Genomic DNA, 19,439 nt, shown 5'->3' on the forward strand with positions numbered 1-19,439 from the left:
TCAACCCGCCAGAATCGCTCTAACATCTTGTCTTGTAGGTAAATACTGGCCTCTGAGCAGAGTTTGGCATGTCGCTTGCTGACACTCATCCAGCGCATATCGTTTACTGCGTTCTGTCTTTCCATATCCAAGAACAAAGAGATCCGGAGGCTGAAGTTGCAAGGTTTGATGATGGATGCCCAACTGAGCATCACCACAATAATGCACCACGCCGAAATGGTGGCGGGCAGTAAAGAAATTGTGTCACGCATGAATGACGGGACCATTCACCGTTACACCTACGCCGATGCCTTTCTCCGTGCCCGTCAGCTGGCAAACACACTCGAAGAACTGGCCATCGGAGCTGAAGCACGTGTTGGCACCCTTGCGTGGAACGACTACCGTCACTTCGAACTGCATTACGCCATTCCATGCTCGGGACGAATCTGCCATACGATCAATCCCAAGCTGTTTCCGGAACAGATCAAGTTCATCATCAATGATGCTGAAGATGAAGCCCTGTTCATTGATCCCCAGTTCATTCCATTGCTTGAATCAATGAGCAAGGAACTGCCCTCTGTCAGACACTGGATTGCACTTTGTTCGCAATCAGAACTGCCAATCAGTTCGCTGCCGAATCTACAAAGTTACGAAAACCTTATCAGCCGGCAATCATCAGAGTTTGACTGGCCAGAATTCGACGAAAAACGGGCCAGCGGACTCTGTTACACGTCTGGCACCACCGGCAATCCGAAGGGTGTTCTCGGAAATCACCGGAGCATTGTGCTGCATGGCATGGCCCAAAACATGGCAAGCAGCGTGGGTTTGACATCCGAGGATGTGGTGATGCCTCTGGTACCCATGTTTCATGTCAACGCCTGGGGAATGCCCTATAACGCACCCATGGCGGGGGCCAAGCTGGTTCTACCAGGTCCTCATGTAGCCGATGCCGAAAGCATGGTTGCGCTGGTCAATTCAGAGCGGGTGACCTTTTCACTAGCGGTTCCAACCCTCTGGAGCGGTATCAATAGCTACCTCAATGAATCTGGAGCATCCCTGCCTTCGTTGAAACGAGGTGTTATCGGTGGCGCCGCCGGGGCCTTAAGTCTCTACGAAGATATGGACAGGCATGGCGTAACTCTGGAAAACGGGTGGGGCATGACCGAACTCAGTCCAATGGGCAGCTACAACCGATCACTCGGTTGGCATACCCGGATGTCAGATTCATCTGGCGGCCAACAACGCCTGAAATCCGGACGCCCTCTGTTCGGCATGCAGATGCGCATCGTAGATGAAGATGGCAACAGCCTCCCCCATGATGGAAAAACGACCGGCGTTCTGGAAGTTCGAGCGCCCTGGGCATGCCAATCCTATTTTGGCGGGACCCAGCAACACACCTGGTTTAGCACCGGAGATGTGGCCACCCTCGATCCAAACGGCTACATGCAAATTACTGATCGTGTAAAAGACGTGATCAAATCCGGAGGCGAATGGATCAGTTCCATCGAGATCGAAAACGCCATCATGTCTCACCCCGGCGTGCGTGAAGCAGTTGTCATTGGCGTTTCTCACGAACACTGGAGCGAACGTCCTCTGCTTATTGTCGTGCCCGAAGACCTTGAACCTGAGCTCACCGCTGAAGCTCTTCTCACGTTCCTTCAAGGCAAAGTACCAAAGTGGTGGATTCCAAATGCCTGCGAGTTTGTGGACGAATTACCACATACAGCTACAGGCAAAGTCAGCAAGAAATCCCTGCGTGAGGTTTACGACCATTATCAATGGCCTGGTGCTTAGGAAATGTGGAGCGTGAACGCAGCGTTTCCATTATCTATAGCTCGCGGCTGAATCCGGGAGGGCAAGTATTACTTACAAACAAAACACAAAAACAAGCACACCCTAGTTCAAGCAATAATCACAATTAACGGAGTAATAGGCATGCAAAACAAAAAGCTCAAAGCCGCTATTCAGGCTTCCCTGATGACCACTCTTGTGGGCACTTCCTTCCAGGCCGGCGCCGTGTCTTTGAACATCGACGGCGTTGACGCATCGCTCTATGGATACGCCCGACTCAACGCCTCGTACGATATTAACGAAAACATTTCCAACTCGGCCCGTACCGGTTCATTTGCCAGTCTTGGTGGCGCTGACGAAGATGTTGAAGGCCATTTTGGCGCGGACGCCTTCCAAAGCCGCCTGGGTGTTCGGGTAAAAACCGAGCAAGGCCTGAAAGTAACCGTTGAAGGCGATTTCCGGGGCTCAGGCGGTGGCAGCCTGCGGCTTCGTCATGCCTACGGCGAATACAAGAACATCCTGATGGGCCAGACCTGGTCAAATTACATGAGCTTCTACGGTATCACTCCTGGCCTGGATTTCGATGGCATTCCGGGAATGGCAGGCTTGCAAGGGCGTGTTACCCAGGCGCGGTATACAACGGGAAATTTCGCCCTGGCACTGGAAGATACCCTGACCAGTGTGCTCAACAACACAAATACTCGGGATGGCCTGCCAACCTTGACTGCTCGCTACGAGACATCGTCCGGAGCACTTTCCTATTCTATCGGGGGCCTGGCACACCAGGTAACCGTTGACGACGGCACTACCGATGACTCGGCTATGGGATTTGCTACCTTCCTGGCAGCCAATTTCGCACTGACCGACGCCCTCACGCTTCATGGAACTGTTAACTACAGCGATGGCGCGAACCTCTATCTGTATCGCTCCGGTGAGAACTTCGGAGGAGAAGACGCCTACCTCGACGGCGGCGACTTGAACACCATCGCCGGCTATGCTGCAACTCTTGGTACCTCACTGGATATTGGAAACGGTCGAAGTGTGAATCTGGCCTACGGTTTCGCCACCATGGACTGGGATGATGCCGAAGCCGATCTTGGGTCTGCGACACTTGCGGCCAAGAGCGAAACTAACCAGAAAGCCATGATCAACTATATCTGGACCCCGGTGACGAACGTAATGATGGGCGTGGAGTACGCGTACTTCCAACGCGAAAATCTGAGCGGTGCTTCAGCAGACGCCAATCGTCTGATGTTTGCCGCCCAATACAACTTCTAACCCATTCTTTGCGTCTTTTGAGTCACTAACCAGGCTTGCGGTGTGATGCGACTGCGTGTCACACCGCCTTTTTGTATACCTTTGCCAATACCTCCTTTTTCTCCAAACCAATCTCTTTTTATCTAGCATCCGGTCGAAGCCGAACCCCGGGGATACCGATAAATGCACCCGTGAAGGACTTCGTTCCGAACGCAGAATGGTGCAGTACTTGACGGGGTCGATGGGAAATCGTGAGGAGAGGGTAGTGCGGAAGTGAATACTTTGGCAGGGATCGACACCTGCCTGAGAATACAGGTGCCGATCCAGGATACCGAAGAGCGCTCTCTTATTGGTCTAGAGTTCGTCTTCCTGAGGCAGATACTTTTCTTCCAGTTCCCCGATCAGCCCCATACCCATATCTTTGACGATGTCTCCATGAGCGGATCGTTCTACAGAAAGCTTTGCCGGCGAGCCAGCCTGACCAAGTTCTGTTATAGCCGCTTTTACCGCATGATGCATAGCTGTGACAGGCACAAGGGCGAAATGGACAATCTTGGGCCCGATCCAGGCTAGCTGATCTCTGGAAAGACCTTCCAGCCAACCAACAATCACCAATGAAACAGGGCAACCCACGGTATCCACAAACCGTTTAATGTCTTCTTTCGTCGAAAACAGCCGCGAAATGGGCTGTACCAGATCTGCGCCTGCTTCATAGTAGGCCCGGGCCCGTGTCACGGCATCATCAAAATCCACGGCATCTGTCCTGGCAATAATAAGTGTGTCCCGATGACTCCGGTTGTCCGCTGCCGCGCGAATCTTGCTGACGCCCTCTTTCATCGAAATCAAGGTGTTGGTGGTATCTACACACACAGGGCAGCGTTTCGGACTAACTTGGTCCTCAATCACCACACCCTGAACACCGGCTCGCTCGAATTCATGTAACGACTTGATCACATTGATGGCATTGCCATAGCCGGTGTCCATATCAGCAATAATCGGTTTGCTCGATACGTAACACATTTTTTCTACGGCCAGCACGTTCTCGGTTCTCGAGTACATCTCTACATCAGGTAAGCCCAGTTGTTCCGCAGAGATAGAAAAGCCGCTCGAAAGCATCAGATCAATACCGTCTGCATCTGACGCCAGTCGGGCGCTTAGCGCATCACCAACGCCAACAGAAACGAGGGGACGCCCGTCGGCCTCTGCCAACATCTGGCGTACGCTCTTAGTAACAGTCGCTTTTAGCATGTTCATCTCCTGGAAATCGAATTATGGATGCCTCGTTTACACCTGAAGCTCTCTGAGAATGGTGTCCTGATCTTTGTTATAAGTGATCCATAAACCCCTGTGGAAAAGATTCTTGAATCCGATAAAGGCAAGTTCAACGGCCATTCCTACAAAACCGAAAGGCACAAGGAAATAGACGGGATATTTCGGGTACATCTCGCCCGCCGCGGGGAACGCGTGTCCGGCAGCCGCCCCGTCCAGCGCATAGCCAAGAGAATAGAAAGCGACAATCGCCATCAGACTAAATTCTGCAGTGATGACCAGAAGATAGAGGGGCTTCTGGACGGCGCCGGGCAAGCGGTCAAATAACATCGGAATTCTCGGCGATACCCCCATCGAAAAGGCATAAAACACAATGGGAAGCACCGACAGCGGCATCAGATAGAACATCACTATTTCGTAGACACCCGGGATCGAATTACCCGTCACATTCCGGGAAAACACATCAGCAGAAATTGACAGGATCATGCCAGCCAGCGCAAGCCCGCTAAACACCAGCCCTAAGCCTTTGATGAACCCGAAAACGTGGTAAAGCCCATTCAGTACACGCATAGTCAGGCCTTATCTTGAAATGGTTGAGGGAAGCCAGGTAGCGAGCTCCGGGAAAAGAATCATCGCCCCGCAGACAAACACAGCCACCGCAATAGCCATCTTCGTGGCCGGCCTGAAAATCTTGCTGGCCGGCACTCCACTGGTTCCGGCCGCAGAATAGACACTCAAGCCAACCGGCGGCGTAATCAGTCCCAGCGTGCAGATAACAGCGATAAAGACCCCAAACCAGAGAACGTCGATTCCCGCCTGTTCAATGACCGGCAACACCACTGGCAGAGCCATGAGGATCACTGCGGTTCCTTCAATGAACATGAACAGGAAGAAGAAGGCGATCGCAAGAATGATCAGTACAATCGACGGATACTGAATCAAGAACTCGATCATCGAGAGAATCCGTCTCGGCAACAGGGAAAAAGAAACAAACCGGCCGAAAATCGCCGCACCAATCAGGATCAGGACTATCATTCCGGTAACGACAGCCGTATCCCTGACCGACGAAACCATGAACGTCCGGTCAACCTTGCCCAGAACCAGGGCTGTAACAAACGCGCCAAGTGCTCCAATCGCGCCGGCCTCAGTCGGGGTAACCAGCCCGAGGTATATGCCACCAAAAATCAGGGTGAACATAAAGATACCCACGGCCACGACCGTAATGGCTCTTCTCGCACCGATCTTAAGCTCTGGGGACGAAGCCACATCTATTGAGGATTCAGATCCATTGCGGTGCATGACAATCACACAGCCAACAAACACCAGCATGGTCAACACGCCAGGAATCATCGCCGCCATGAAAAGATCGCTTATGGGCGTTTCGGTAATGACGCCATAAAGTATCAATATGATACTCGGAGGAATAATGCCGGACAGGGACCCACTGGCAGCGGCAATAGCACCGGCCAGGTCCGGACGGAAACCATAATTTCGCAATTCCGGAACGGCCACACTGCCAAGGGATGCAGACGTAGCTGCCCCTGAACCGGATACCGCACCCAGAAAACCACCAATAACCACCGTCATGGAACCCAGTACCGTGGGTTTACCCTTGGACGCCTTGTAAACCATAACGAAGGCATCCTGAACCACCCCTGATTTAAGGATGAACTGCGCCATGATGACGTAGAGAGGAATCGTCGTCAGTGCATAACTGGCGATCTGTCCAAAGGGATCCGACCTCAAAAACGCCGCAGCAATATTGAAGTCTTGAATAAGAACCAGACCCATCACCCCAATCCCAAGAAGAATCGAATGGATGTGGAAACCGGCCGCCATCAGGACCAGAAAGGCACAAACAATAGAGAGTATGAACAGTGGGTCACTCATGGGAAATTAACGCTCTGGTTAGCAAAAAAGCTGCGCCGTCTACGAACAGACAACGCAGTCATTCGTCGTTGCGATGGGCGTTTTACAGATCGTGAATGGCGTCAGGAACGTCTCCGCCCTGTTCAATCACGATGTCTCGCCACAGACGGGCCAATTTTTTACCCGGAAGCCCTTTCTGCTCCAGGTTATCGATGTAATCAAACCAGGTTTTTTCCATACCCGACATCAACAGTTCCTGAACCTCCGGAGCCAATTCACTCACCGGAACAAACTCTGCACCGTTTGCCTGGGTCTTCGCCATAATATCCTGACGACGATCCACCCAGAGCTGCGCGCCCTTGGTGATCTGATCAGAGGCCGCCTCGAGCATCACGCTCTGCAGGTCCTCGGGCAGTGCATCCCATTGGTCTTTGGTAAGCGCTATAACCGAAGCAAAATGTCCAAGGTTTACATCCGTTACCGTGTACTTGAACAGTTCATCAAACCCGTATCCGGTCCAGTCAGAAATAAACAGGAAGCTGCCGTCGACGGCACCACGACTCAGTGCATCGAAAAGATCAAAAGCCGGCATTGTAATAGAGTTGATACCAACGTTTTTGGCGTACATCTCGTGGATACGGGAAGGTGTTCTGAGCGTTACGCTCTGAACATCGTCGACCGTTTCAAACCGGTGCCCGGTGGTCGAAATGGAGTATTCCTCTGAAATGGTAATTGGAATCGCAACCAAACCGTTCGCTTCGTACTCAAGTTCAGAGAACGTTTTTCCGTCCATCAACGGCTCATCGCTCTCTATCAGGGCTTTCAACGCCAGGCTACCGATTTCCGGGCTGGACTTGGTCAGAGGAAGCATCGGTACTTCAGACATCGGAAACATTGCCGGATCATAGGTTGGCAGGAGAGGAGCAGCTATCTGCACAATGCCCTGCTTCAAGGCATCCGGCTCATTGGTAGCCTTTACCAGTTCGCCTGATACAAACGGGGTGAAGGTGATCCTGCCATCACTTTTTTCTTCTACCTGTTCCATCCATGGCTTTGTAAAGCCCTGCCATTGGCCATGGCTGGCGCTCAACGCAGAAGTCACTCGGAAATTAAAGCTCTCCTGGGCCAGAACAGGGCCAGAAGAAAAACAGGCAGCAAGGGCGACGCCCACGGTCATGCGACGAACAAACCATTTCATACCAGAATCCTCAAGAACTTGTTGTTGTCTATGGCGTTACAGCGTTCGGTAATCATCGACGTCACGATACGTTAACGAAAAGCCGTACACCTGTTCTAAATATTTGCTGATAAAACCGGACTCTGTCAACAAATCAGTAGGAATTTATTGGATTATCACCTCAAACCCCCTCAAAAAGGACAGTTAACGACGATTTTAATCGTCTACTGCTATTAGGATTAGTTTAAAGATGGTTTTTAGCTATTTTATAAGCATTAATTTTACAAACAGTTGTTCTATTATTATCATCAGCCAATCAGAAATCGCTTTTCAGCTCTCAGTCCACTCTCTAAGGAGAAACACCAATGAATGAGACCTTTGCTGCCCAGGAGTCAGGAATGGACGAAGACAGCGTAAAAAGGCAAGAGAGAAGCGAAGTCACAAAACAGGGAATTCTGGATGCGTCCGAGCGACTGTTTGCTACCCGAAGCTTTGCCTCCGTTTCTCTTCGTGAGATTGCCAAGGCCGCGTCGGTTGGTGTTGCTACCGTGAATTACCATCTGGGCAGTAAAGACGACTTGCTGAAAGCCGTTTTCCTGCGCCGAGCCATTGAGCTCAACCGTGAACGGGTAGCCATGCTCAATGAATCCGAGGAGACCTCCGCTGGATCAGTCATTCCTCTTCGGCAAATCATGCGGGCATTGCTGCTTCCGGGTATCCGGTGGTCATTTGATCAAGGCCAGCGGGGACTCTTCATTCAGTTCATGATCCGCTGCCAGCTTGATCCATCATCTCCTCTGAATGAACTTTTCTATCGGGATGTCAGACATCTTCAGCGCTTCGTCCCGCACCTCAAACGAACACTACCGGAGCTGGACGAAGCCGATATTCACTGGCGTTTGCATTTCGTTCTTGGCGCTCTTCACTACACCATTACGGACCTTAAGCGACTGGATGAGGTGAGCAATGGACTGTGCAATACCAACAGTATGGATGAGTCAGTCAATCGAATCGTTGCCTTCTGTGAAGCAGCGTTTCGAGCAGGCCCGGTCAGTGTGTCCAATTAAGTTACGCCCCGTATCGTTTTTATCTGGAGCAACGTCATGAACCAAACCATCGCCGAGAAGATTTTTTCCCGTGTTGCTGGCCGTACGATCAGTGCCGGTACCGAAGCGATTTTTCCACCTGACCTGATTACCGCCTATGACTATCCGGGCTATATCGATAAATACGAAACACAGATGGTCGAAGAACTTGGGATCACCAGTGTAAAACACCCAGAGCGTTTCGTGCTGTTCATTGACCACCTCTATCCTGCTGGTACCGCCAAAGCCCAACAGATTCATCAGATTACCCGAAGGTTCGCAAAGCGTTACGGTTTCAAACTTCATGAAGGAGACGGCATAGGACATCAGGTAATCTCAGAGAAGGGATACGTTAAACCTGGTATGTTCGTAACCCACTTTGATGGTCATATCAGCACTATCGGCGCTCTGGGAGCTCTCGGTATTGGTATACGAAACAGCATGATCGAAGCGTTTGCTACCGAAGAGGTATCATTGGTCGTTCCTGGTTCAGTACGCATAAATCTCGAGGGCGCATTACAAAGAGGGGTCACGTCGCGCGATGTATTCCACTGGATCGTCCGAGAAATAGGTCCTGACGGCTGCCGGCAGGCTGTGATCGAGTACGGAGGTAAAGGCCTTCAATCCCTGGAAATGGATGAACGCTTTACTTTGTGCAACCTTGCCATGTTTCTCGGCGGCATTTCAGCAGTCATGGAAACGGATGAACAAACGGACCAGTATCTTGAGCGAACAACCGGCAAAAGGCATCCGCCTGTTTTCGCGGATCCCGGTGCCAGGTACGAAAGGGAAGTGACCATTAATCTTTCTGATGTGGAGCCCGTTCTTGTTGCGCCGCCATCTCCGGCGAATACGATCTCCATCAGTGACGCTCTCGGTACCCGGATTGATTCGGGTTACATCGGCTCCTGCGCCAGTGGACGAATCAAGGACTTTCAGCAGGCACTTGAGATTCTCGAGGGCAAACATGTTGCCGAGTACTTTCGGCTGAACGCAGTACCCACTACCACTCGTATCCAGGCACAGATGAGTGAACTTGGGCTGACTCCCAAACTTATTAACGCGGGAGCCCAGGTCCATGTATCAACCTGCGACTTTTGCATTGGTCAGATGGGGGCACTCAGCGAAGGTGAGCGCTCAGTTTCAACGGGTACACTGAATATCCCCGGGAGAATGGGCAGTAACCGCGCCGAGATTTTCACGGCGAGCCCTTACACAATTGCTGCAACAGCCATTAATGGAAAAATAACAGATCCACGTACAATGCTTTGAGGGCACATTCATGCTACCAAAAATTCAAGGCAGGGCTGCCTGGGTTTTTCAGGAACCCAACTTCGACATTGACCTGATTGTTGGCGTCGACCACATGAAGACGCAAGACGTTAACATACTGAAATCGGTCTGTATGACCAGTTTCGATCCGGAGTTTCCCGATAAGGTGAGGGCAGGCGACGTCATCATAGGAGGTAAAAACTTTGGTTATGGGCACCCCCACTATCCATCCTGCCGCGCACTGAGAGCTCTGGGTATCAATGCAATCATTGCAGAATCCTTTTCACCAGGGTTTTACAGAGGCGAATCCTCCAATGGCTATCCACTGATCGAATGTCCCGGGATCACCTCGGCTGTGGAACGCTGGCAGACGATATCTTTCAACTGGGAAACAGAACAGATATCAGTTGAAGAAACCGGGGATGTTCTCCAGTGTCAGAGGGTTCCGTTAAAAAGCAAAGATCTGATTCTAACGGGCGGTATTATTGGCTATCTTAAAAAAGTGCGCCTCGAAAAAGAGGGATAGGTGACTCACAGCGCCTTCGTCTCTGTACGGTTACGTCTGCACTGTGATTCATCGTATACTGCCGAGACTTCTCAGGCAGGGCCTAAGGCCTGCTTCAGTTCCACCAACCAGGCTTAATCATGACGTCTCCGAGCTCCACTGACATTCCGGACCACAAGCCAAGGCCCTGGGTCGATCTGCTGGTCAGCATTATCATTCCATCGGTTATCCTGATGAAATTCAGTGGCGATGAGCACCTTGGCAACGTGAACGCGCTGCTCCTGGGCCTCGCCTTTCCTTTGGGCTGGGGTCTGTTCGAGTTGGTGAAGTACCGTAAGAAAAACTTCATCGCCGTGCTCGGACTGATCAGTGTCGGACTCACCGGGGGCATCGGATTACTGGAACTTGATGCCGGTTGGCTGGCCATCAAAGAGGCGGCAATTCCTGCGGTGATTGGTCTGGCCGTTCTGGCATCCACCCGAACCAGATACCCGTTGGTGCGGACCCTGCTGTATAACCCCACCGTTCTGGATGTGGAAAAAATTCACAAGAGGTTGAAAGAGCACAACCGGGTAGGGGAGTTTGAGGCCCGTTTGCTGAAAGCCAGTTACTTTTTCTCCGGAACCTTTCTGTTCTCATCCATTATGAATTACGTGTTGGCGAAATGGATAGTTGTCAGCCCCTCGGGTACTCAGGCTTTCAACGAAGAGCTTGGGCGGATGACTTTGGTCAGTTATCCGATGATCGCCATTCCCTCCATGATCATGATGATGCTGATTTTCTACTACCTCTGGCGCACGATTCGTCGTCTGACGGGATACACCCTGGAAGATGTCATGGCGCCCCATCTGGCAGAGAAAGAGAAAGAAAAAAACAAATCGTCGGAATCGACCACCGGAGAATAAGCAAGCGCCAGCGGGTCGAAGTAACGCCGGACATAAAAAAGCGGCGGAGGTTTGAAAGCCTCCGCCGCTTTTTTTATTACTGCTGAATGTGGTGCCAGATCAGATGTCCAGGTTGGTCACTTCCAGAGCGTTGGTCTGAATGAAATTTCGACGCGGTTCTACGTCGTCTCCCATCAAGGTGGTGAAAATCTGATCCGCCGCAATGGCGTCCTCGATCGTCACCTTCATCATACGCCGGGTCTCCGGATCCATGGTGGTCTCCCACAATTGCTCCGGGTTCATCTCACCCAGTCCCTTATAGCGCTGGATGTTGAGGCCTCGCTGAGCTTCCTTCATCAACCATTCCAGGGCGCCCTCAAAGGACAGTACAGGCTGTTTTCTCTCGCCCCTCTGAACATAGGCACCTTCTTCGATCAGGCCATCCAGGGTTTCTCCCATACGAGCAATGGCTGCATAGGAGGAGGAGTCAAAGAACTCGTGGCTGAATACATGCTCATAGGGGATACCATGCACATAGATAGTCACTTTCGGAAGGTACAGATCCCGCTCTGAATCCTTGGTAACCGAGAAGGTATACTTGGTACCGGTGCGGGTATCCAGATCCAGACCGTCACCCAGGCGTGCTACCCAGCGTGCCACAACGGCTTCGTCTTTCAGGTGCTCAGCCTTCAGCGTAATGTTCTGGAGCATCTGTTCCAGTACCTTGGCAGGATAAGCCCGGGATAGCCGGCCAATCATGGCCATTACGGCCTGATAGTCCTTGACCATGGTCTCAAGGGCCGAATCCTTGATCGCCGGAGCTTCAGGATTCACATACAGCTGAGCTCCCTCGAGAGCCGTCTGGGTGAGGTAGGCTTCCTTGGCTTTCTCGTCCTTCAGGTACTGCTCCTGCTTGCCACGCTTTACCTTATACAACGGAGGCATGGCGATAAAGACGTGACCGCGCTCGATGATTTCACGCATCTGACGGAACAGGAAGGTAAGCAGCAGAGTCCGGATATGGGAGCCGTCCACATCAGCATCGGTCATGATGATGATGGAGTGGTAACGGAGTTTATCGGGATTGAATTCCTCCCGCCCGATACCACAGCCCAGAGCAGTGATCAGGGTGCCAACTTCTGCAGAAGACAGCATCTTGTCAAAGCGGGCTTTCTCAACGTTCAGAATCTTACCCTTCAAGGGAAGAATTGCCTGAGTCTTCCGGTCACGCCCCTGTTTGGCGCTGCCACCCGCAGAGTCACCCTCCACAATGTACAGTTCGGACAGGGCAGGGTCTTTCTCCTGACAGTCGGCCAGTTTGCCCGGCAGACCGGCAATGTCCAGCGCACCTTTACGACGGGTCATGTCCCGGGCTTTACGGGCCGCCTCACGAGCTCTGGCTGCTTCAATCATCTTGTTGACGATAAGCTTCGCTTCATTGGGCTGTTCCTGCAGGTACTCCGCAAAGCTCTGGTACAGTTCCTGTTCCACTGCTGTCTTCACTTCGGAAGACACCAGCTTGTCCTTGGTCTGTGACGAGAACTTCGGATCCGGCACTTTCACGCTGATGATTGCCGTCAGACCCTCACGAGCATCGTCGCCGGAGGTGGCTACTTTTGCCTTCTTGCCCAGGCCCTCATGCTCGATGTAGTTATTCAGTGAACGGGTCAGGGCTGCCCGAAAACCGGCGAGATGGGTACCTCCGTCGCGCTGCGGAATGTTATTGGTGAAACAGTAAATATTTTCCTGGAAAGCGTCGTTCCACTGCATGGACACTTCCACCACGATGCCGTCTTCACGCTCGCGAGTGAAGTGGAATACCCGGTTGATGGGCGTCTTGTTGGCGTTCAGATGCTCGACAAATGCTCGCAGGCCACCCTCATATTCAAAGACTTCTTCCTTACCGGAGCGCTCGTCGGTTAACCGGATCCGAACGCCGCTGTTCAGAAACGCCAGTTCCCGGAGCCGCTTCGCCAAAATCTCGTAATGGAATTGAATGTGGGTAAAGGTTTCCGGAGACGGAATAAAGTGCACCTTGGTGCCGGAGGCATCGGTTTCACCAACCGCGCTCAACGGCGCATTGGGCACACCGTGGGTGTAGGATTGCTCGTAAACCTTGTTATCCCGGCGAATTGTCAGGGTGAGGGTAGAGGACAGAGCATTAACAACGGATACACCAACACCGTGCAGACCCCCGGAGACCTTATAGGAGTTATCGTCGAACTTACCACCGGCGTGCAGCACGGTCATAATGACTTCCGCTGCCGACACACCCTCTTCTTCATGCAGGTCTACCGGTATGCCACGGCCGTTATCCTTGACGGATACCGACTCATCCGGGTGAATAATCACCCCGATCTCCGAACAATAGCCCGCGAGTGCTTCATCGATGGAGTTATCCACCAATTCAAAGACCATGTGGTGCAGGCCGGTGCCATCATCGGTATCACCAATGTACATGCCTGGCCGCTTTCGCACCGCATCCAGTCCTTTCAAGACTTTGATACTGGAGGAATTGTAGTTCGATTCACTCATTCGGAAACTCCTGAAGCGTAATAGGCCGGGGCATTCTTTGTCGTCGCACCGGTCTTATTCTTCCATCAATTTGCCATGTTCCACGTGGAACAATCTGTAATCCGGTGCCTTACCCTCTGGCCAGAGCTGTTCCACCTGAGGGCGCTCTATAGACGTAATAAACACCTGACAACGCAATGCCTGTAACTTCCCGGCCAACATGGCCCGATGCCCTTCATCCAGCTCGGCATTGATATCATCAAGCAAAAAGGTCACCTGTTTGCCCATCTGGCTCAAGACCATGCCCTGGGCAATTTTCATCAATATCACCAGAGTTTTTTGCTGGCCCCGAGAGAAGGTTTCAGCAACGGGGCGCGCCTGAAACTTCAAGCGGATATCAGCGCGGTTAGGACCATAAAGCGTATGCCCAACCTTGCGCTCTTGCTCACGATGATCAACAAGCACTTGCGCCAATGGCCTTGAAAGATCCCAGCCAGGGTAATACTCCAGCTTCAGACCTTCCGTCCAGGGTACTTCGACTTCCTGGACCAGCCTTTCAAACGCCTCTTTGAAGCGTGCAAAAATACCCATGCGAGTCTCTGTAATCCGCTCACTGAGCACTGCGTATTGTTGATCCCAGACCCGCAACAGCTTTTCGTCTAGTCTACCATTTCTGAGCGTTTGATTCCGCTGCGATGTCACTCTCTGGCATTGTTGCCAGTCGGACCCAAACGAAGGTTCCACGTGGAACACCAACCAGTCGAGGAACTGACGTCGTTTGCCCGGCCCACCGGCCACCACATCAAAAACACCAGGATCAATCACCGAAACCGGAAGATGCTTAGCCAGCCCTGACAAACTCCGCACCGCTTCGCCATCCACTCTTAACACAGTTTCCTTTTGTCCCACGTCCCTGGAAATGCCAAGCCTGTGCTCAAGTTCTTCTGGCTTTCCAGCGATTTCCGTCCCGGAAGGACTCAGGCCACGGTCGAGACCACCAAACACCGTCAAACGCTGTTCCCCGTGACTTACCACGGCCTGATGTCGATTTACCCGAAAAGACCGCCCAAGCCCCAGATAACCTATCGCTTCGAGCACACTGGTCTTTCCGCTGCCATTCTGACCGTAAAGCAAATTAAAGGAGGACGAGAAGCTGACCGGCGAGGCCGATAGATTGCGGAAGTTCTCTGTCTGGAATTTTACGAGCGCCATAGAGCAACAAACTCGAAGGGGAAAGGAAGGAACCAATACAAACCCCAGAACCAAAAGGGCGGCGTTACCCCTTCGGTAACGCCGCCCTAGTGTACAAAAGCCCGAGGATTAAGGCGACAGCCTCAGTGCAGCATATTCAGACGTTCGTCCATAAACACATCCATTTCCGGTGCCAGGATATGAACGTAACGATCAAAATACAGAAATTGCTTCAACAGCAAGGCAAACTCTCTCGGAAAGTGAAGCCCATGACTTTCACCAACCTTAACCATATCCATCAAAATATGATTAACATCGTCTTCCGCCTGATCGGCTTCGTAGGGCACCTCGTCTGGCACCATCTTGTCCATCTGCTGGTACAGACGTTGCAGATCTGCGGCAAGGTCATCCACGCGAACAGTCTGACGGGTAACCCCAATACGAATCATGGCATCTGCCATGCCCTTGAAATTGCCCACCATAACCGCCGAAATAAAATCGCTGACCGCCTGCCAGGTATCAGGCCTGATTCTCCCCACAATTCCAAAATCGATGAAACCAACCCGGCCATCTTTCAGAACCATGAGATTTCCGGCATGAACGTCTGCATGGAAAAATTCACACTGGGTCAGACTGGCAAACCAGGTGTTCATCGCCGTTATCAGCGTGCGCTCCGGATCCCGGGCATACCCTCGAATACTTTCTAGATCAGTCAGTGGTACACCGTGGAAACGTTCCATCGTCAAAATACGGCGGGTACTGCAGTGTTCGAACACTCTCGGCACCGCGGCGTCTTCATTATGGGTATCGTGCAGAAAATCCCGAAACACTCTCAGATTATTGGCTTCCTTGATGAAATCACATTCCTCCATCATGGTTCGCTGAATTTCTTCAACAATACCCGACATAGACGTCCAGGACAGTTTCGGCGCCAGCGTCTCCACGATACGAGCGGAAAGGTACAGGAAGTTCAGATCGGTAAGAAGAATGTTCTCAACCCCGGGCTTCTGCACCTTGATCACTACATCTTCACCGGTAACCAGACGGGCAGCGTGAACTTGCGCAATAGAAGCCGATGCCAGCGCAACCGGATCAATGTCCGAATAAACTTCATCCAGAGGTCGTCCGAGCTCTTCCCGAACAATCTTCTTGATCACGCCAAAAGGCAGGTTGGGGGTCTTATCAAGGCAGTACTGGAATTCTTCCACATATTCCTTGGGGAAAAACGTGGGCGAGCTGGCGATAAACTGACCCAGCTTGATGTAGGTTGCGCCAAGAGATTCAAAGGTCTGTCTCAGCATTTTCGGCGCCGGGGGACGTTCCCCCCGCAACCAATTGAATCCGGTACGCCCGAGTACCGACACCGTCTGGCCAATCCGAAAAGCCCCTTTGATTCCATTCGTTACGGTACTCATCAGTCTGATCCTCCTACAACCTCATCGGCATCACAACGTACAGACAGCGGTTGTCGTTCTTCGCTTCTATCAGCGCGCTGCTGTTGGGATTGGACAGGGTAATTTTCACATCGTCCTCATCCAGGGCGTTCATTACATCGACCAGATAACCTACATTGAATCCGATCTGCAGAGATTCCCCCTGATAGTCCACCGGCAGCGCGTCTTCGGCCTGTTCCTGATCCGGATTGTTGGCAAACACCTGAAGTTCACTCGACGCCAGATTCAGGCGTACGCCGCGAATGTTCTCATGTGACAGGATCCCGGCCCGTTGCAGGGTATTCTTCAGCGTGGCACGATCCGCCAGAACCACCTTGTCACCGCCCCTCGGGATAACCCGGTTGTAGTCCGGGAACTTACCTTCGATGAGTTTTGACGTGAACGTGTAGGAACCGACAGTCGCCCTCAGGTGATTGTCACCAATAACCAGAGTCACCGGTGTTTCCACATCTTCAAGCAACCGCGCCAGTTCCAATACCCCCTTGCGCGGTACAATCACCTGCCGCAACTCAGGGCAATTCGTGGCCAGTTCCAGATGCGCCATTGCCAGCCGATGACCGTCGGTAGCAACCGTCCTTACGTGATCCTTGTCCACTTCAAGCAGCAGACCATTCAGGTAATAACGCACGTCCTGCTGGGCCATGGCGAAAGCCGTAGCATCGAGCATCCGGCCCAGTTCTTTCTGGGGCAGTTCCAGACGGAAACTTTCGTCTTCGTCTTCCACATTCGGAAAGTGTTCTGCCGGCAGGGTAGACAACGTGAAGTGACTGGCACCACACCGCAAATGCAAACGGTCTCCTTCCAGAGCCAGCTCCATCGGCGCTTCGTCACCCAGGGCCCTCGAAATGTCAGACAGTTTGCGGGCAGGTACAGTAATCCGTCCCGGTTGATCCACATGCACCGGTGTTACCCGGGCAACCAGTTCCACTTCCATATTGGTCCCGGTCAGGGTCAGGGTATTGTCCTCGGCTACCAGTAACACGTTGGACAATACCGGCATGGTCTGTTTCTTCTCTACCACACCAGCAATACTTTGCAGCGGGGTAAGCAGGGATTCACGGCTGATCGTCAGTTTCATGGCACTCAGCTTTCTTTATGTTGGAAGGGTGAATGTGGTTCGCCAACGCCTGACATCAGGTGGTCAGCAGTCTCATAAAATTCTGATAATCCTCGCGGATGCCCGGATCGGTCTCCTGCAATTCCACGATTTTCTTGCACGCATGCAATACGGTGGTGTGATCTCGACCACCGAAGGCATCTCCTATCTCCGGCAAACTGTGATTGGTCAGTTCCTTGGACAACGCCATGGCAACCTGCCGGGGCCGGGTGACCGTGCGGGTCCTACGTTTCGACAACAGATCAGCGACCTTGATCTTGTAATACTCCGCCACAGTGCGCTGGATATTATCGATACTTACCTGTTTCTCATGCAGGGCCAGCAGATCCTTCAGACTCTCACGAATGAAAGGCGGCGTAATTTCTGATCCGGTGAAGTGAGCATTCGCTATCACCAGACGCAGCGCGCCTTCGAGTTCTCGAACATTAGATCGAATCTTCTGCGCGATAAAAAATGCCGCTTCGCTGCTCAACTTCACGTTGGCCTGATCAGCCTTCTTCATCAGAATCGCCACCCGGGTTTCCAGTTCCGGAGGCTCGACCATTACGGTCAGGCCCCAGCCAAACCGTGATTTCAACCGTTCTTCCATGTCGACAATTTCTTTGGGAAAACGATCACAGGTAACGATCACCTGCTGTCCACCCTCCAACAATGCGTTGAAGGTGTGGAAAAACTCTTCCTGGGAGCGCTCCTTACGGGCGAAAAACTGAATATCATCGATCAACAGGGCATCAACAGAGCGATAATAACGCTTGAACTCATTGATCGCATTCAGCTGCAGCGCCTTGACCATATCCGCCACAAAGCGTTCCGAACGGAGATACGCGACTTTAGCTCTGGGGTTGCGCCGAACAATCTCATTCCCGATCGCATGCATCAGGTGGGTTTTACCCAGGCCAACGCCACCATAAAGGAACAAGGGATTGTAGGCGCCACCAGGATTTTCAGCCACCTGCATGGAAGCCGCTCTTGCCAGCTGGTTAGACTTACCTTCTACAAAGGTTTCAAACGTGAACCCCTCATTCAGGAAGCTCTGATGCTTGATATCGCCCTCAACCTGAACCGGCCGGCGTTCTCCTCCGTTTTTCGGGCGCACAGACGTTGAGCCCGCCACGGTGGCAGCCACACCTCTCTCTTCTTCTGTTACCCGGCTTCCTGATTCATCCTGAACCCGGCCATTGGCTGGCCCCGTCGCTTCGGAGCGTTTGACCGGCTCACTTTCCCGGGGTGCTGACCCCACTTTCATATTGACCCGTGGTGCCTGTCCACCATTCAGATCTTTCAGTACCTCTTCGATACGTCGCAGGTACTTCTCATTCACCCAGTCCATAACAAAACGGTTGGGTGCAAACAGCATCAGTTGCCCCTCCCGGTGATCGGATTGCAGGGGCCTGAGCCAGGTATTGAACTGTTGTGCGGGAAACTCGTCCCGAAGTACTTCAAGACATTGATGCCACATCTGGTTTGGCACGACAGCCTGCTCCCGATAACCCTGAAATGTCTCTGAACGGACATGGGACATCCTGTCCATTGAGATGACCCCGGATTCTAACCCGAGCAGCCCCCCAGTGAAAGAGCTAAAGCCAGTTCATGAACAGCCTGTGGAAATTTATTTATTTATAATTCAACAAACTACAGACTTACCTACAACCTTGTGTACAGAAATATCCCTACAGATTAGTTACCCACAGCCCTGTGTGTACAGACTAGGGTTAACCCTGTTGGAAACCCCGGGACGCCAACGGGGATAACTTTGATCGAAACAGACAATCCTGCTTACCCACATTTCGCCCCGCCGCTATCCACAGACCTCACGCTGCCTTATCAATATCCTTATGAACCTCGTAAAGATTTGTTTTTTAAGTTTTTTTATCGATTATCCACAGAAACCATCGATACTAATAACAGTAATAATTAATCCTTAAAAGAATTCTAAAAATACTTACTGATTTTATTAGCGCAGGGACAACGCCGTTAAATTTCGGCATGCGCACAACCCCCTAGCAATAATCATTGAATTCCCCCCGGTATTTGCATAGAATGCCGCTCCTGTTTTGGCTGATCATTTTCCAGCC

Annotated in this window: 15 protein-coding genes; 6 read left to right on the forward strand and 9 right to left on the reverse strand. The window is 52.0% G+C overall.

Annotated elements, in window-relative coordinates:
- Nucleotides 1-156: 156 nt before the first annotated feature.
- Together KO499_RS03855 and KO499_RS03860 are read left to right on the forward strand one after the other, a co-directional pair.
- The gene (locus KO499_RS03855; protein ID WP_215982392.1) at nt 157-1,773 is read left to right on the forward strand and encodes a long-chain fatty acid--CoA ligase; all 1,617 of its coding nucleotides are present in this window, start codon (nt 157-159) and stop codon (nt 1,771-1,773) included.
- A 135-nt stretch (nt 1,774-1,908) separates the two neighbouring features.
- Complete coding sequence (locus KO499_RS03860; protein WP_323133331.1) at nt 1,909-3,048, forward strand: DcaP family trimeric outer membrane transporter; 1,140 nt, start codon at nt 1,909-1,911, stop codon at nt 3,046-3,048.
- Between the two features lie 333 nt (nt 3,049-3,381).
- On the opposite strand, the gene KO499_RS03865 is transcribed toward KO499_RS03860, so the two are convergent.
- The 4 genes from KO499_RS03865 to dctP form a co-directional block, all read right to left on the reverse strand.
- Nucleotides 3,382-4,275, reverse strand: a complete 894-nt coding sequence (locus tag KO499_RS03865; RefSeq protein WP_215982394.1) for an isocitrate lyase/PEP mutase family protein — start codon at nt 4,273-4,275, stop codon at nt 3,382-3,384.
- A 36-nt stretch (nt 4,276-4,311) separates the two neighbouring features.
- Nucleotides 4,312-4,866 carry a TRAP transporter small permease gene (locus KO499_RS03870; RefSeq protein WP_215982395.1) on the reverse strand — a complete coding sequence of 185 codons (555 nt, stop codon included), beginning with the start codon at nt 4,864-4,866 and terminating at the stop codon, nt 4,312-4,314.
- A 9-nt stretch (nt 4,867-4,875) separates the two neighbouring features.
- Nucleotides 4,876-6,186 carry a TRAP transporter large permease gene (locus KO499_RS03875; protein ID WP_215982396.1) on the reverse strand — a complete coding sequence of 437 codons (1,311 nt, stop codon included), beginning with the start codon at nt 6,184-6,186 and terminating at the stop codon, nt 4,876-4,878.
- 82 nt (nt 6,187-6,268) lie between these two features.
- Complete coding sequence (gene dctP, locus KO499_RS03880; protein ID WP_215982397.1) at nt 6,269-7,363, reverse strand: TRAP transporter substrate-binding protein DctP; 1,095 nt, start codon at nt 7,361-7,363, stop codon at nt 6,269-6,271.
- A gap of 344 nt (nt 7,364-7,707) precedes the next feature.
- Between dctP and KO499_RS03885 the strand changes: the two genes are divergently transcribed.
- The 4 genes from KO499_RS03885 to KO499_RS03900 all read left to right on the forward strand — a co-directional run bounded on the left by KO499_RS03885 (nt 7,708) and on the right by KO499_RS03900 (nt 11,109).
- Nucleotides 7,708-8,409, forward strand: a complete 702-nt coding sequence (locus KO499_RS03885) for a TetR/AcrR family transcriptional regulator (protein WP_215982398.1) — start codon at nt 7,708-7,710, stop codon at nt 8,407-8,409.
- Nucleotides 8,410-8,445: 36 nt separating this feature from the next.
- The gene (locus KO499_RS03890) at nt 8,446-9,699 is read left to right on the forward strand and encodes a 3-isopropylmalate dehydratase large subunit (RefSeq protein WP_215982399.1); all 1,254 of its coding nucleotides are present in this window, start codon (nt 8,446-8,448) and stop codon (nt 9,697-9,699) included.
- A gap of 133 nt (nt 9,700-9,832) precedes the next feature.
- Nucleotides 9,833-10,225 (forward strand): hypothetical protein, encoded by a 393-nt coding sequence (locus KO499_RS03895; protein WP_215982400.1) that lies wholly within the window; start codon nt 9,833-9,835, stop codon nt 10,223-10,225.
- A 119-nt stretch (nt 10,226-10,344) separates the two neighbouring features.
- Nucleotides 10,345-11,109 (forward strand): VC0807 family protein, encoded by a 765-nt coding sequence (locus tag KO499_RS03900; RefSeq protein WP_215982401.1) that lies wholly within the window; start codon nt 10,345-10,347, stop codon nt 11,107-11,109.
- 99 nt (nt 11,110-11,208) lie between these two features.
- Here KO499_RS03900 and gyrB read toward each other — a convergent pair whose 3' ends face one another.
- The 5 genes from gyrB to dnaA form a co-directional block, all read right to left on the reverse strand.
- Nucleotides 11,209-13,623, reverse strand: a complete 2,415-nt coding sequence (gene gyrB, locus KO499_RS03905; protein WP_215982402.1) for a DNA topoisomerase (ATP-hydrolyzing) subunit B — start codon at nt 13,621-13,623, stop codon at nt 11,209-11,211.
- 54 nt (nt 13,624-13,677) lie between these two features.
- Nucleotides 13,678-14,814: a DNA replication/repair protein RecF gene (gene recF / locus KO499_RS03910; protein WP_215982403.1), complete on the reverse strand. Its 1,137-nt coding sequence runs from the start codon at nt 14,812-14,814 to the stop codon at nt 13,678-13,680.
- A 122-nt stretch (nt 14,815-14,936) separates the two neighbouring features.
- Complete coding sequence (locus KO499_RS03915) at nt 14,937-16,208, reverse strand: ABC1 kinase family protein (protein WP_215982404.1); 1,272 nt, start codon at nt 16,206-16,208, stop codon at nt 14,937-14,939.
- Nucleotides 16,209-16,221: 13 nt separating this feature from the next.
- Nucleotides 16,222-17,325, reverse strand: a complete 1,104-nt coding sequence (gene dnaN, locus KO499_RS03920) for a DNA polymerase III subunit beta (protein ID WP_215982405.1) — start codon at nt 17,323-17,325, stop codon at nt 16,222-16,224.
- 55 nt (nt 17,326-17,380) lie between these two features.
- On the reverse strand, nt 17,381-18,823 hold the full coding sequence (dnaA, locus tag KO499_RS03925; RefSeq protein WP_228339798.1) for a chromosomal replication initiator protein DnaA: 1,443 nt from the start codon (nt 18,821-18,823) through the stop codon (nt 17,381-17,383).
- Between the last annotated feature and the right edge of the window lie 616 nt (nt 18,824-19,439).

This window comes from Marinobacter sp. F3R08 (genome assembly GCF_018860425.1).
Taxonomy (GTDB): Bacteria; Pseudomonadota; Gammaproteobacteria; order Pseudomonadales; family Oleiphilaceae; genus Marinobacter.

Excerpts from the sequence above, each read along its gene's own strand:
- dnaN (WP_215982405.1), bottom strand. The coding sequence starts at position 17,325 with ATGAAACTGACGATCAGCCGTGAATCCCTGCTTACCCCGCTGCAAAGT.
- recF (WP_215982403.1), bottom strand. The coding sequence starts at position 14,814 with ATGGCGCTCGTAAAATTCCAGACAGAGAACTTCCGCAATCTATCGGCC.
- KO499_RS03875 (WP_215982396.1), bottom strand. The coding sequence starts at position 6,186 with ATGAGTGACCCACTGTTCATACTCTCTATTGTTTGTGCCTTTCTGGTC.
- dctP (WP_215982397.1), bottom strand. The coding sequence starts at position 7,363 with ATGAAATGGTTTGTTCGTCGCATGACCGTGGGCGTCGCCCTTGCTGCC.
- KO499_RS03870 (WP_215982395.1), bottom strand. The coding sequence starts at position 4,866 with ATGCGTGTACTGAATGGGCTTTACCACGTTTTCGGGTTCATCAAAGGC.
- KO499_RS03890 (WP_215982399.1), top strand. The coding sequence starts at position 8,446 with ATGAACCAAACCATCGCCGAGAAGATTTTTTCCCGTGTTGCTGGCCGT.
- KO499_RS03895 (WP_215982400.1), top strand. The coding sequence starts at position 9,833 with ATGACCAGTTTCGATCCGGAGTTTCCCGATAAGGTGAGGGCAGGCGAC.
- KO499_RS03865 (WP_215982394.1), bottom strand. The coding sequence starts at position 4,275 with ATGCTAAAAGCGACTGTTACTAAGAGCGTACGCCAGATGTTGGCAGAG.
- dnaA (WP_228339798.1), bottom strand. The coding sequence starts at position 18,823 with ATGTGGCATCAATGTCTTGAAGTACTTCGGGACGAGTTTCCCGCACAA.
- KO499_RS03885 (WP_215982398.1), top strand. The coding sequence starts at position 7,708 with ATGAATGAGACCTTTGCTGCCCAGGAGTCAGGAATGGACGAAGACAGC.
- gyrB (WP_215982402.1), bottom strand. The coding sequence starts at position 13,623 with ATGAGTGAATCGAACTACAATTCCTCCAGTATCAAAGTCTTGAAAGGA.
- KO499_RS03915 (WP_215982404.1), bottom strand. The coding sequence starts at position 16,208 with ATGAGTACCGTAACGAATGGAATCAAAGGGGCTTTTCGGATTGGCCAG.
- KO499_RS03900 (WP_215982401.1), top strand. The coding sequence starts at position 10,345 with ATGACGTCTCCGAGCTCCACTGACATTCCGGACCACAAGCCAAGGCCC.